General features: G+C 67.2%; 12 protein-coding genes. 4 read left to right on the top strand and 8 right to left on the bottom strand.

What is annotated here, in order from left to right:
* Window positions 1-16: 16 nt before the first annotated feature.
* Complete coding sequence (gene asnB / locus D7316_RS01095) at window positions 17-1942, bottom strand: asparagine synthase (glutamine-hydrolyzing) (protein WP_124706663.1); 1926 nt, start codon at window positions 1940-1942, stop codon at window positions 17-19.
* A 341-nt stretch (window positions 1943-2283) separates the two neighbouring features.
* Between asnB and ctaC the strand changes: the two genes are divergently transcribed.
* Both ctaC and D7316_RS01105 read left to right on the top strand, forming a co-directional pair.
* Window positions 2284-3357: an aa3-type cytochrome oxidase subunit II gene (gene ctaC, locus D7316_RS01100; RefSeq protein WP_456298023.1), complete on the top strand. Its 1074-nt coding sequence runs from the start codon at window positions 2284-2286 to the stop codon at window positions 3355-3357.
* Window positions 3354-3770, top strand: coding sequence for a cytochrome c oxidase subunit 4 (locus D7316_RS01105; protein ID WP_124706664.1), 417 nt, complete (start codon window positions 3354-3356; stop codon window positions 3768-3770). Before ctaC ends, D7316_RS01105 begins: the two co-directional genes overlap by 4 nt.
* A gap of 124 nt (window positions 3771-3894) precedes the next feature.
* Here D7316_RS01105 and D7316_RS01110 read toward each other — a convergent pair whose 3' ends face one another.
* From D7316_RS01110 to ctaE, 5 genes are all read right to left on the bottom strand, one after another.
* A complete protein-coding gene (locus tag D7316_RS01110) occupies window positions 3895-5436 on the bottom strand; it encodes a bifunctional phosphatase PAP2/diacylglycerol kinase family protein (protein WP_124706665.1) in 1542 nt (513 codons plus the stop codon).
* Window positions 5437-5537: 101 nt separating this feature from the next.
* Window positions 5538-7157 carry a cytochrome bc1 complex cytochrome b subunit gene (gene qcrB / locus D7316_RS01115; protein WP_124706666.1) on the bottom strand — a complete coding sequence of 540 codons (1620 nt, stop codon included), beginning with the start codon at window positions 7155-7157 and terminating at the stop codon, window positions 5538-5540.
* Window positions 7154-8314 (bottom strand): cytochrome bc1 complex Rieske iron-sulfur subunit, encoded by a 1161-nt coding sequence (qcrA, locus tag D7316_RS01120; RefSeq protein ID WP_124706667.1) that lies wholly within the window; start codon window positions 8312-8314, stop codon window positions 7154-7156. The genes qcrB and qcrA overlap by 4 nt, the downstream gene beginning before the upstream one ends.
* Window positions 8311-9240: a cytochrome bc1 complex diheme cytochrome c subunit gene (gene qcrC / locus D7316_RS01125; RefSeq protein WP_124706668.1), complete on the bottom strand. Its 930-nt coding sequence runs from the start codon at window positions 9238-9240 to the stop codon at window positions 8311-8313. The genes qcrA and qcrC overlap by 4 nt, the downstream gene beginning before the upstream one ends.
* 57 nt (window positions 9241-9297) lie before the next feature.
* Window positions 9298-9909, bottom strand: a complete 612-nt coding sequence (gene ctaE, locus D7316_RS01130; RefSeq protein WP_124706669.1) for an aa3-type cytochrome oxidase subunit III — start codon at window positions 9907-9909, stop codon at window positions 9298-9300.
* A 135-nt stretch (window positions 9910-10044) separates the two neighbouring features.
* Here ctaE and D7316_RS01135 point away from each other — a divergent pair, with 135 nt between their 5' ends.
* Both D7316_RS01135 and trpD read left to right on the top strand, forming a co-directional pair.
* The gene (locus D7316_RS01135; RefSeq protein WP_331852553.1) at window positions 10045-10545 is read left to right on the top strand and encodes a hypothetical protein; all 501 of its coding nucleotides are present in this window, start codon (window positions 10045-10047) and stop codon (window positions 10543-10545) included.
* Between the two features lie 60 nt (window positions 10546-10605).
* Entirely contained in the window at window positions 10606-11679 is a 1074-nt protein-coding gene (gene trpD / locus D7316_RS01140; RefSeq protein WP_124706670.1) for an anthranilate phosphoribosyltransferase, read from the top strand.
* 21 nt (window positions 11680-11700) lie between these two features.
* On the opposite strand, the gene D7316_RS01145 is transcribed toward trpD, so the two are convergent.
* Both D7316_RS01145 and D7316_RS01150 read right to left on the bottom strand, forming a co-directional pair.
* Window positions 11701-11979: an Lrp/AsnC family transcriptional regulator gene (locus D7316_RS01145; RefSeq protein ID WP_124706671.1), complete on the bottom strand. Its 279-nt coding sequence runs from the start codon at window positions 11977-11979 to the stop codon at window positions 11701-11703.
* A 90-nt stretch (window positions 11980-12069) separates the two neighbouring features.
* Window positions 12070-13824 carry a DEDD exonuclease domain-containing protein gene (locus tag D7316_RS01150; RefSeq protein WP_232016713.1) on the bottom strand — a complete coding sequence of 585 codons (1755 nt, stop codon included), beginning with the start codon at window positions 13822-13824 and terminating at the stop codon, window positions 12070-12072.
* Between the last annotated feature and the right edge of the window lie 2 nt (window positions 13825-13826).

Genomic DNA, 13826 nt, shown 5'->3' on the forward strand with positions numbered 1-13826 from the left:
TCCGGACCCGGTGCGGCTAGAGCCGCACCGGGTAGTGGTGGTCGGTGATGTCGGGGACGATCGACCGCTCCACGAAGATCCCGTGCCACACCATGAACATGAGCAGCGTCCAGAGGCGTCGGCTGTTGTCGACCACCCCGTCGCGGTGCTCGTTGAGCATCGAGACGATGGCATCCTTGTTCAGGATGTGATCGGTCTGTGAGTGTTCGATGGTCTCGTGGGCCCAGTCGAACATCTCGGTACCCGCCAACCAATGTCGGATCGGTACCGGGAATCCGAGCTTCTTCCGATGCAGGACGTGCGCCGGCACGATCTGCTCGAGCGCCTGCCGCAATGCGTACTTGGTGGTGCCGTGCGCGATCTTCTCGTCGTAGGGCAGCGTCTCGGCGACCCGGAAGACCTCGGGGTCCAGGAACGGCACCCGCAATTCCAGCGAGTTGGCCATCGTCATCTTGTCGGCCTTGACCAGGATGTCGCCGCGCAGCCAGGTGAACAGGTCGACGTGCTGCATCCGGGCCACCGGATCGAGACCTTCCGACATCGCATAGATCGGCGCGGTCACGTCGGTGTGCGTCCATTCGGGCCGGTAGTCGCGCAGCACGGCGCGCAGGCGCGCGTCGTCGAAGCTGCGTGCGTTGCCGTAGTAACGCTCCTCGAGGGTCAACGAGCCGCGATGCAGCAGACTCTTGCCCCGGGTCCCCTCGGGGATGCGGTCCGACAGCCGTCCCGCGAGTCGGCGCAGCGCGGTGGGGAGCCGGTCGAACGCGCTGAGCGACAACGGTTCCTTGTAGATGGTGTAGCCGCCGAACAGTTCGTCGGCGCCCTCGCCGGACAGCACCACCTTGACGTGCTTGCGCGCTTCGGCGGCGACGAAGTATAGGGGGACCAGCGCCGGATCCGCGACCGGGTCGTCGAGGTACCAGACGATCTTCGGGATCGCGTCGATGAACTCGCCGGGGCCGACCACCTTGACGATGTGGCGGGCGCCGATGGCCTCGGCGGATTCGGCGGCCACGTCGACCTCCGAGTAGCCCTGGCGCTCGAATCCGGTCGTGAAGGTGATGAGATCCGGGTTGTGCCGGATGGCCAGCGCGGCGATGGCGGTGGAGTCGATGCCGCCGGAGAGGAAGGACCCGACGGTGACGTCGGCGCGCATGTGCTTGGCGACCGAGTCGGACAGGACCTCGGCGATCTCGTCGTAGCGCTTCTGCCGGGTCGCGTCGGTCACCGGACGCACCCCGAACCGGGGGGTGAAGTACCGCTGGATCTGCGGTGCGTTGCCGGGTCGGATCGTCGCGTGGCACCCGGACTCCAGACGGCGGATCGCGGAGTGCAGCGTCTCGGGTTCGGGCACGTACTGCAGGACCGTGTAGTGCTCGATGGCACGCGGATCGAGTTCGTCACCCAGACCGAGCCGGCCGATCAGTTCGAGCAGGCTCTTCTTCTCGCTGCCGAACGCGGTGCCGCCGGGTCCGGTGGCGAGGAACAGGGGTTTGATGCCGAACGGGTCGCGGGCGAGGAAGATCGACCGCGTCTCGGTGTCCCAGACCGCGAAGGCGAACATCCCGCGCAGCCTGCGGACGGCGTCGGGGCCCCAGTGATGGAACGCGGCGACGATGGCCTCGCCGTCACCCTCGGTGGCGAACACGGCGTCATAGTCGCGCCGTAGCTCCTCGCGGATCTCGAGGTAGTTGTAGATCTCCCCGTTGAACACGAGCGCGTAGCGGTCGGGTGCCTCCGGCGGACCCCAACGCAGCGGCTGATGCGAGTGCTCGATGTCGATGATCGAGAGCCGGTTGAAACCGAGGACGAGGTCGTCGTCGTGCCAGGTGCCCGGCTCGTCGGGGCCGCGATGCCGCATGCAGTGGGAGGCCTCCGACACCAGGTCGACGGCGGTGGCCGCCGATCCGTCCGAGGTCAGCAGACCGAGCAAACCACACACCAGACAGGCCTCACTTATCGACGATCACGCGTGCTTCCGACGCGTCGAGTATGCCTGACGCAGCCGGAAGTCAGGGCGCGCGGGCGGCACCGACGCACGCAGGCAAACCCCAATCACGAAAGGTTCGTCGTGTTGGTCTACGCTGCGTAGTACTAGGTGCAAGAATTGCCATAGTGCCGGGTGAGAGTCAGCTCGGTGCGGGCGAAGAAAGCCCTGTGCGGGTCATGTGGCATGGCAACTCGGGCGGCGCGATGGTGCCGATTCCGAGCGAGCGGGAAGGCGTGAAATTGGCACACGGTGGACGGCCGGGGGCGCGGAGGGCCCGTTCCGCGACGCGGACGATCAAACAGGTCGGTGCTCTGGTCGCACTCGGCATCGGTGCGCTTCTCCTGTCGGGCTGCGACGCCCGCACGGCGATGCGATTCGGTTGGCCCGCGGGCGTAACGCCCGAGGCCGAGAAGATGGGCGATCTGTGGACCTGGTCGGTCATCGCAGCACTGCTCATGGGCATCCTGGTCTGGGCCCTGATCTTCTGGACCATCACCTTTCACCGGGCCAAGGCCGGTAAGGACGAGTTCCCGCGTCAGACCGCGTACAACGTTCCGCTGGAACTCGGCTACACGGCGATCCCGTTCGTCATCATCGCGGTGCTGTTCTACTTCACCGTGATCGTGCAGAACGACGTGGAGAGCAAGACCTCCGATCCCAAGGTCGTCGTCGATGTGACGGCGTTCCAGTGGAACTGGAAGTTCGGCTACCGCAACGTCGAGTTCACCGACGGAGCGCGCTACAACGGATTCGAGAGCTCCGGCAGCCCCTTCGAGCTGCAGGCCCGCAACATGCGTACCGAGCACGGCGAGGAGCATCCGGTGCTCGGCCCGGCCGGTGGCCGCGACGACGACATCCGCAACTACCTCAAGTTCAACCAGATCGAGACCGTCGGCTCGTCCTCGGAGATCCCGATCCTGGTGCTGCCGACCGGCAAGCGCATCGAGTTCGACATCGCCTCGGCCGACGTCATCCACTCGTTCTGGGTGCCGGAGTTCCTGTTCAAGCGCGACGTGATGCCGTTCCCGAAGCAGAATCACAGTGACAGTGTCTTCCAGATCTCGAGCATCGACCGCGAAGGCGCATTCGTCGGCCGCTGTGCGGAGATGTGCGGCACGTTCCACTCGATGATGAACTTCGAGGTTCGCGCCGTCAGCCAGCAGAAGTTCGACGCGTACATCAAGTACCGCGAGGGCAATCCGCAGGCGACCAATGCGCAGGCGCTCGAAGCGATCTGCGAGGTCCCGAAGTCGGTGACCACGGTGCCGTTCGACACGCGCCGGGCAACCGGTGGTGACACCCCGACGAACCTGGGCGACGCGAACAACACGAACCTGCAGAACTGCACGGTGGGAGCAAACGGATGAAAATCGAGGCCCGGATCTTCGAGCTGCTGACCGCGTTCTTCTTCCTCGCGGGCGTCATCTACACGATCTGCACGGCGTTCTCGAGTCGCGGTGTGGAGTGGGCCGGCGTGACCGCGATGTTCTTCAGCGGTGGCCTGACCCTGATCGCCGGAACGTACTTCCGCTTCGTCGCGCGTCGCGTCGAGATCCGTCCCGAAGATTACGAGGATGCGGAGATCGAGGACGGCGCAGGCGAACTCGGCTTCTTCAGCCCCGGCTCCTGGTGGCCGATCGCGATCGCCGCCGGTGCCGCGATGTTCGCCATCGGCTTCGCGACCGGCAACTTCTGGTTCGCCATCTTCTCGGCGTTGGTGATCATCGGGACGGCTGCGGGACTCGTGTTCGAGTACCACGTGGGCCCCGAGAAGCACTGACACACAGTTCTCGATCGTCAGCGGCCGCATCCGATCACGGGTGCGGCCGCTGACGTGTTGCGGGCCTGATCAGTTCCGTTCTGACGCGGGCCGATCGGTTCTGCGCCGATCTGTCGCGCGTCGATCAGTCCTTGGCGATCGGGGCGAAGACCCGGAGCGCACGGTAGGCGACCCGGAACGAGGCGTCGCGGTACGACTCGCCGATCTCCCCGTCGTGCGCGACGACCACCGGTTCGTCGACCGCGGTGAACGAGAACTCCGGCACCTGGACCTCGTGGTAGAAGGGTGAGCGCTCGAGTCGGCCGGCGATGAGGGACCCGAGCATCCGGATAGCCACGAACCGGTGACCCACCTCGAGGATGCGGACGTCGAGCAGCCCGTCGTCGAGACGCAGGCGCCGAGACGGTGCGAAACCGGATGGTCGATAGAGCGAGTTGCCGAGCAGGAACAGCGACGTCTCGATCACCCGGCCGTCGACCCGGATCCGGACCGGGCGGGTGCGCCGGATCGTCGCGGTCATCGCCACTGCGGTGGCGATGGGGCGACTCAGCTTGTGCTGCAGCCGCGTTCGGGTGCGGACGAAGTGTGGGTAGGCGCCGATGCTCGCGGTGTTGAGGATGACCGTGTGGTCGTTGAGCGTCGCGACGTCGACGCCGATCACGCTGCCGGCGGCCAGTGCGGCGACGGTGTCGGCGACCGTGGGCACCCCGAGGTCCCGGGCGAAATGGTTGTAGGTCCCGCCCGGGAAGACCGCGAGCGGAAGGTCGGTCTCGAGTGCGACCTGCGCCGCCGTCGCGACCGTCCCGTCGCCGCCGGCGATCGCGAGGACATCCGCGCGGGTTGCGGCGTCGCGCAGCAGTGCTTCGATGTCGTCCCCCTCGGCCACCTCGATGATCTCTGCGTCCGGTAGAGACGTGCGCACCTCGTCGAGGACGCGCATGCCGGTGCCGGAGCCCGATGCGGGGTTGATCACCGCGATGACCCCCGCGCCGCGGGGACGCGGCTCCGTGGGCACCCTGGTGGGGGAGGGGACCGCGATGCTGTGCGCGGTGACCGGTGGGACCAGGCGCGCGCCGAGGACGGCGATGCATGCGCCGATCCCGAAGCCGGCCACCACATCACCGGGGTAATGGGCCCCGGTGGCCACCCGGGACAGCCCGACCAGTCCGGCCAGCCCACCGAGCGCCAGTCCGGTCGGTCCGTGCTCGATGCCGACGCCGAGGGCGAAGGCAGCCGCGCTGGCGGAGTGACCGGACGGCAGCGAGTTCGAGGTGGGCAACCGGTGACTGCGGCGTTCGAGGGGAACCGACGTCGTGGTGGGCCGCGCGCGGTTGCGCACCCGTTTGGCGATCTGATTGGTCACGAGACTCGTCACGGCGAGGGTGCCCAGGCCCCGTGCGGCGGCTCGTTGCGCGGCGGGACGTCCGCTCAGGGCCATGCCGGCGGCGATCGCCAGCCACAGCTTGGAGTGATCGGCCGCGCGCGACAGCGGCCGCATGCTCGCGTCGAGGGCGGGGGACTGTGACCGTGCAATGGTCTCGAACAGTTCGGCGTCGAGGGTGCCGAGGCCACGGGTGATCTGACGTAAACCCGAAGAGTCCCAATCGAATCGGTTGCGGGCGGCGGGTCGTCGACGGGGTCTGTACACATCCACGATCCTAGCCATGCCACGACGTCGGCCGTCCCGATCGCGGACCGGAGGAAAAAAGAACTCGGCTGCCGTCGCGGAGGCGACGGCAGCCGAGTCGTGTCGATCGAGGAACTCGATCAGTCCAGGGCGTCGCCGCCCTTGGCCTGGAGTTCGCGGAGGGCCTGTTTCTCGGCCTTCTCCACCTCGTGTTCCCGCTCGGTGTTGCGGATCTGCTGCTCCGGAGGATCCTCGAGGAGGATCGAGCCGGTGCCGGGGGCGCCTGCCGAACCGAGCTTGTTCATCCGCTTCGGCAGCGCTGCACCCTCGTAGGGGAGCGGGATCGGGTGACCGTGGTCGTCGACCGGGCCGAGTGGCTGGTGCACCTCGATGTACTCACCCTGCGGCAGGCGCTTGATGATGCCCGTCTCGATGCCGTGCTGCAGGACGAAGCGGTCACTGCGCTGCAACGCCAACGCCCAGCGATAGGCGATGAAGTAGGCCAGCGGCGGCACGACGATCAGACCGATCCGGCCCATCCACGTCGTCGCGTTCAGCGATATGTGGAACTTGAGCGCGATGATGTCGTTCATACAGGACAGCGTCAGGATGATGTAGAACGACAGGGCCATCGCACCGATCGCGGTCCGCACCGGAACGTCGCGGGGGCGCTGCAACAGGTTGTGGTGCGCATCGTCGCCGGTCAGCCGTTTCTCGATCCACGGGTACGAGAACATCAGGCCGAACATGATCGTGATGATCACGACCACCCAGAAGATCGCGGGCACCGTGTAGTTGCCCAGATAGAGCTCCCAGGCTGGCATGAGTCTGGCGAGGCCGTCCGTCCACATCATGTAGATGTCGGGCTGAGAGCCGGCCGAGACATGCGCCGGGTTGTACGGGCCGAGCACCCAGACCGGGTTGATCTGGAAGATGCCCGCCATGATCGCCAGCACGCCGGTGGTGATGGCGAAGAAGGCGCCCGACTTGACCGCGAACACCGGCAGGATGCGTACACCGACGACGTTCTTCTCGGTGCGGCCGGGGCCGGGGAACTGGGTGTGCTTCTGGTACCAGACCAAGGCGAGGTGCGCACCGATGAGCGCCAGGATGATTCCCGGGAACAGCAGGATGTGCAGCACGTACAGGCGGGGGATGATGATGTCGCCGGGGAACTGGCCGCCGAACAGGGCCCAGTGAATCCAGGTACCGATCAGCGGGATGCCCAGGACGATGCCGCTCATCGCGGCGCGGACGCCGGTGCCCGAGAGCAGGTCGTCGGGGAGCGAGTAGCCGAAGAAGCCCTCGAACATCGCCAGGATCAGCAGGACGCAGCCGATGATCCAGTTGGCCTCACGCGGCCGCCGGAACGCACCGGTGAAGAAGATGCGCGCCATGTGCACGATGATCGACGCGGCGAACAGCAGGGCCGCCCAGTGGTGGATCTGTCGGACGAACAGACCGCCGCGCACCTCGAAGGAGATGTTCAGCGTGGTCTCGTACGCCCTGGTCATCATCACGCCGTTGAGCGGCTGGTAGGCGCCCTCGTAGACGACTTCCTGCATCGACGGATCGAAGAAGAAGGTCAGGTAGACGCCGGAGACCAACAGGATGATGAAGCTGTACAGCGCGATCTCACCCAGCAGGAACGACCAGTGGGTGGGGAACACCTTGTTGATCTGACGACGGATACCCGGCGACAGGTGATAGCGCGAGTCGACCTCTTCGGCCTGCGTCGCGAGACGGTCGGCGATGGTCATGATCTACGCTCCCAGAATGCCGGTCCGACGGGTTCGATGAAGTCGCCTGCAGCGACCATGTATCCCTGATTGTTCACCGTAATCGGCAACTGTGCCAGGGCTCGTGCAGCCGGACCGAAGACCGGCTTCGCATACTCGAGGGCATCGAACTGCGACTGGTGGCACGGGCACAGGATGCGATTGGTCCGCTGCTCGAACAGGGACGTGGGGCAACCCAGGTGGCTGCAGACCTTCGTGTAGGCGAAATAGTCGCCGTAGTTGAAGCTCTCCTGGTTCTTCCGCTTGATGGCCCGGGCCGCGTCCTCCGGACGCAGACGGATCAACATGACGGGATTGCTCACGTAGCGCAGACCCTCGATGAGCTTGTGGCGCGACTCCTCGGTCTCGCCGTAGCCGTCGGACACGCGCCACGGGAAAACGGTCTCCATCGCGCCGGCGTCGAGATCCTCGGGACGGACCAGGGCGACCTGCAGGGGGTTGCCGGTGTCGCGGCGCAGGAACACCGTCTCGTTCGGATCGTCGGCCGGGTTGTAGATCGGCGACCATCCGGTGTGCCACAGCGGGGCCTTCTCGCGCTGCGCCCACGGGTTCTTGATGAGGCCGCCGACGCCGGCGATGAGTCCGGTGAAGGCGAACGTGCCCAGGCCGAATGCCGCGGAACCGAGGATCATCTTGCGACGCGGCAGGGTGGAGGTCCGCAACGAATCGTCGAACTCGGCCGCGATGGTCTTCTTGTCGACGTCGGACGAGCCGCCGTCGTGGCGATCCTGCACCGAGATCTCGGCCGGGATGAACTTCTTGGTGAACAGCACCATGCCGACGCCGATCGACAAGACCGACAGGCCGAACGTCACGCCCAGCAGCGGGGTGTTGAGCGTGTAGCGCCAGTAGTCGACCGAATCGGGGAGGGCGAACTCCCAGTGATTCCAGATGAAGATCACGAAGCAGGCGAGTGCGGAGACACCCGCGAGGGTGAACCACGCCGCGACCTGGCGTTCGGCACGCTTCTCGACGCCGGTGCCGGGTTCGGGGAACCGCTCGGCCCGGTGGATGATCTCCACGCCGTCGAGGTTGGTACCGAGCTTGACCAGTTCCTCGTTGCTCATCTGGTCGAGCTCGTCCTTCGACGGATCGTCTTTACCGCCGCTAGCACTCATGTCCGTGATCCCATCCACATTGCGCCGGCGACGATCGCCACGACGCCGATAGCCCACATCACCATGCCCTCGCTGACCGGACCGAAACCGCCGAGGGAGAGGCCGCCCTGCGGCTTGGACTCGGTGACGTACTTGATGAAGCCGATGATGTCCTTCTTCTCCTCCACCGACAGCTGGCGGTTGGAGAACTTCGGCATGTTCTGCGGACCGGTGAGCATCGCGGTGTAGATCTGCTGCTCTTCCACTCCGTCGAGCTCCGGGGCGAACTTGCCCGATGACAGCGCGCCGCCACGGCCGGTGAAGTTGTGGCACGACGCGCAGTTGAGGCGGAAGAGTTCGCTGCCGCGGCCGAGGTTCTTGCCACGCAACGACTCCTGCGCCAGCACGGGCAGGCCGTCCTGCATCTTGACCGAGCCGTCCGGATTGCGCTCGTAGATGACCTGCGGTCCGCCGCCCTCGGACTGGATGTAGGCGCCGAGCTGATCGATCTGGGCCTTGGTGAACTTCGGCGGCTTGCGCAGCGCCTGCGCCTCACCACGAGCAGCCGGCATGCGGCCGGTCGACACCTGGAAGTAGACCGCCGCGTCGCCGACACCGAGCAGGGCCGGGCCGCGGTCGTTGACGCCCTGGAGGTTGGCGCCGTGACAGGTGATGCACGAGGTCTCGTACAGCTTCTTGCCGTCGGCGATCAGCGCGGCGTTCGACTCGTCGGCGACCGCGACCTGAGGCTTCGGGGTCAGGACCGATGCCAGGACGCCTGCGGCCACCAGGCCGACCAGCAGCAGCAATGTGCCGCTGGCACGTCGACGGAGTTTGCGTCGTGACTTCGCCTTGCGCGCGCGCGTGGAGGCAGAGTTGCCGGACGGCGAGCCGTCGGCCGTTCCGGCGTCGTCGCTATCCGACGGTCGCGGTGGAGATGAACTCATCTGTGACTCTCTACTAAGCGGACGGACTGTTGTGCAGGTGACTGCCCGACGGGGCGGTTACCTGATGAAGTAGATGGTGACGAAGAGACCGATCCAGACGATGTCGACGAAGTGCCAGTAGTACGACACCACGATGGCCGCAGTGGCCTGCGCCGGTGTGAATTTGGACAGTTTGGTGCGGATCAGCAAGAAGATGAAGGCCACGAGTCCGCCGATGACATGGAGACCGTGGAATCCGGTGGCCATGTAGAAGACCGAACCATAGGCGCTCGAGCTGAGCGTCGTCCCCTCGTGCACCAGGTGGTAGTACTCGTACGCCTGGCCGGCGACGAAGAACGAGCCCATCAGGAACGTCAGGACGTACCACCGGCGGAGACCGAAGACGTCACCACGTTCCGCGGCGAACACGCCCATCTGGCATGTCACCGACGACAGGATCAGAACGGTCGTCACCGGGATCGCGAGCGCGAGGTTCAACTCCGTGGGTTCGGGCGGCCAACCGATCGACGAATTGGCCCGCGCGACGAAGTACATCGCAAAAAGTCCAGCGAAGAACATGAGCTCACTGGACAGCCACACGATGGTGCCGACGCTGACCATGTTGGGCCGGTTCAGCGAGTGCACGCGCGAGGTGATGGCTGTTCCTGAGGTACCTACAGCGCTAGTCACAAAGTGAAGTATGACGGTTCGTAGTAAGCGCTGACCACTTGGGTCACCAAATTGGCCGAAGTATTTCTCCCGACCCAGGTGGCGGGCCTGCCGCCGCCCTCGTCGGCGTGTCCCGAAGCGTGGTTTGCTGGGGGTGTGAACGGCGATCGGAACGTCTCGCGGGCGTCGATGTCGGGCCCGCGTGACCTGAACGGGAGAGCGGTGACACCGGGCCGCTGGGAGCGTCTGCGCAATCGGCTTCCCGGGGGTGCGCGCGGACACGATCCACTCGACGTCGCGGAGGCGGATCTCGTCGTGGTGGCGGAGTCCGACGATGAGGCCGCCGCGAGTTCGTCGGTGCTCGACGCCTCCGACTGGCGCCCCGACGACGAGGTCGTGCTGCGCCATGTTCTGCGCCTGCCCGGCGACCGGGTCGCCGATGCGGTGGCCACCGCGGCACTCGACGGCTACGGACGGGTCGATCAGGCGCGGCCCGACGAGCGTGCCTCGGACACCGTGACGCTGGGTCTCGCCCGCGTCCAGCTCCTCGACGCGATGCACCTGGCGCAGGAACGTTCCCGTATGGCCAGCCTCGGTTCGCGGCACGGGGGAGTCGTCCTGCGGTGGCAGGTCCTGCAGCGCCCGGTCGCCGGGTAGGCGCGGGGCGGGACGGACCGATCTTCTGAGCAGCTCTCGGGTGGCACTACTGTTTGCAGCGTGAGCAGCACACAGACCTCCTTCAGCTGGCCGCAGATCCTCGGGCGTGTCACCGACGGCATCGACCTCTCCGTCGAGGAGGCCTCCTGGGCGATGAACGAGATCATGAGCGACGCCGCGACCGGTGCGCAGATCGCCGCGTTCGGGGTCGGCGTGAAGATGAAAGGCGCCGCGCCGGCGGAGTTGCGTGGACTCGCCTCGGCGATGCTCGAGCACGCCACGCTGGTCGAGGTCGCGGGAACCTGTGTCGACGTCGTCGGGACCGGTGGCGACCGATCGCACACGGTGAACATCTCGACCATGACCTCGATCGTGATCGCCGCTGCAGGCGTTCCGGTGGTCAAGCACGGCAATCGCGCCGCATCGTCGAAGAGCGGTGGTGCCGACGTGCTGGAGGCGCTCGGGATCGACATCACGCTCGGCGCGGCGGATGTCGCCCGCTGCGTCGAGGAGCTCGGGATCGGGTTCTGTTTCGCGCCGGTCTTCCACCCGGCCTTCCGCTTCACCGGGCCCCCGCGCAGTCAGATCGGTATACCGACCGTGTTCAACGTCCTCGGGCCGTTGACCAACCCGGCGCGTCCGCAGCGCGGACTCATCGGCTGTGCGTTCGTCGACCTGGCGCCGGTGCTCGCTCAGGCGTTCGCCGAGCGCGGCAATTCGGTGCTCGTCGTGCGCGGCGACGACGGCCTCGACGAACTGACCACCACCACCACCTCGACGGTGTGGCAGGTGGTCGACGGTGAGGTCCACGAATTGACCCTCGACCCCACCGACCTCGGTATCGGCCGGGTCGAACTCGCGGCTCTGCAGGGCGGCGACGCCACGGTCAACGCCGCGATCGCCCGCGACCTCTTCGCGGGCACCACCGGGCCCGTCCGCGAGGCCGTCCTGCTCAATGCCGCGGGTGCGATCGTCGCTTTCGAGCAGACGTCGGCGATGAGCAGCGCTCAGCTGACCGACGCGATGGGCAAGGCGACGGCACGCGCGGCGGCGGTGGTCGACAACGGCGACGCGACCCGGTTGCTGGACCGGTGGGCGGCACTCAGCACCGAGCTGGCCGCTGCGGCTCGCTGATCGATCACCGGTGAGCGGGGATCACTCCTCGCCGATGGAGAAGCCGCCCTCCACATCCGAACTGGAGTAGCTGCGGAACGCGATGTGGGTGGCGCTGTGCGAGACACCGGGCAGCCGGTTGATCTTCCCGGTGACCACATCCGCGATCTGCTCGTGATCGCGGACCTTGATCTTGGCGATCAGGTCGACGTCGCCGGCACACGAGTACACCTCCGAGACGCCCGGGATGTCGGCCACTGCCTGCGCGGTCTCCGGGATCTGGTGGACGTCGGCGTGGATCAGGACGATGGCGGTGATCATGGTTGACACAGTAGTGCGCGCCCGGCCGCGATCCGGGGCGCATTCGGGGGTGCGTTCGGGCGCCGCGCCGCCGTCGGCCGTCGGGAGGCGTCAACCGGCACGCCGTGGGGCCGTGCGGGCGGCGTGCGCGGTCTGCGACCACGCCGACCATCGCTCGGCACAGGCGCCGGGCAGGGCGAACGGTTCGGAGGCCGAGACGATGCGTGCCCCCGGCTCGGTGACCCAGCGATACAGCAGGCCCGCCTCCTCCGGCGCCGCGCCGAGCAGCGGCCCGTCGTCGGCCACCACCGTCTCCGCTGCGGCGACGAGGGTGGCGGCCACCGGCATCGGCGCCACCCCGCGGCGCGCCACCCCCGCGCTGGCCAGCCGTCCGTGCCGGATCACCGCCAGTTCCCACCCGCGGTCCTGATCGGGCCGGGCCACCACCAGTTCCGCGATGCGGCACAGGGCGGCGAGTCGCTGGCAGCGCGCGAGGGCGTCGATGGTCGCCGACATCCGATCCCGGTGTCGTGCCGCGCTCTCGAACATCTGGGCGTCGGACAGTCGGATCAGCCGGTCGGTGAGCACGGTGAGCACGTCGTCGGAGTCACCGGAGAGCAGGTCGCGGACCGCGGTGACCCGGGGCAGATAGTCCGGGAGGGTCTGCGGGAGGTCCGATGCGGCATTGCACCCGCCGATCTGCGGCCCACCCACCGACTCCGATCGACACCAGTGATGCGACGCCGAACCCAATCGTGTTGTACAGCTGCGTAATCCGGCCGCCTGACCGATGAGGTCGGCGATGGTCGCGGCGGTCGTCCGGTTGCCGATGGGACCGAGGGCGTCCTCGGTCGGCGTGCGGGAGACCTTCAACCGCGGAAAGCGTTCGCCGGTGAGCACGATCCACCAGCCGCGGTGGGGCTGGGTCGATCGGCGGTTGTAGGCGGGCGCGTGGGCGGCAAGCAGGCGCAGTTCGCGGACGCCCGCCTCGAGCGCGTGGGCACACTCGACGTGATCGACGCGGGTGGCCAGGTTCACCATCTCGCCGATCCGTCGTCGGGGATCGCTGCCGGTGAAGTAGGAGAGCACCCGACGGCGGAGGTCGACGGCGGTGCCGACATAGAGGACCTCGTCGGACGGTCCGCGGAACAGGTAGACACCGGGGCGCGCCGGGAGGTCGCGGGCCAGGGTGCGTTTGGCCCGCAGTCGCGGGTTCGACCGGGGTAGGTAGGCGGTGAGCTCCCGATAGGTCCCGACTCCCTGGTTGCCGACCCGCTCGAGCAGCCGGTGGAAGACCTCCACGGTTGCGCGGGCGTCGTCGAGGGCACGGTGGGTGGGCCGTACGGAGACGTCGAACAGGTCGGCCAGCGCCGACAACCGGACCGTCGGTGCCTCGTCGCGGGTGAGGATGCGCCGGGCCATGGTGACCGTGCAGAGACTCGCGTTGAACGGCCAGTCGATGTCGAGCCGGGCCGCGTTCTGGCGGAGGAAGCCCATGTCGAACCGCGCGTTGTGGGCCACCAGGATGGCACCCCGGGCGAACTCCACGAACGACGGCAGCACCTGCGCGATGGTCGGAGCGTCGCTGACCATCGCCTCGGTGATGCCGGTGAGCGTGACGATCTGGGGCGGGATGAGCCGGCCCGGATCGACCAGGGTGGCGAACTCGCCGATCACCTCTCCGCCGCGGATCTTCACCGCCCCGATCTCGGTGATGCGATCCTCCGTCGGGCTGCCGCCCGTGGTCTCGAGGTCGACGACGACCAGGGTCGTGTCGAACAGCGAGCGGTCCGTGTAGTCGTCGCCGCCGTTCTCGAGGTCGGCGAAGGTCAGTTGACCGCCGACCGATTGTGCTGTGAACCCCACGG

The sequence above is a fragment of the Gordonia insulae genome, assembly GCF_003855095.1.
GTDB lineage: Bacteria > Actinomycetota > Actinomycetes > Mycobacteriales > Mycobacteriaceae > Gordonia > Gordonia insulae.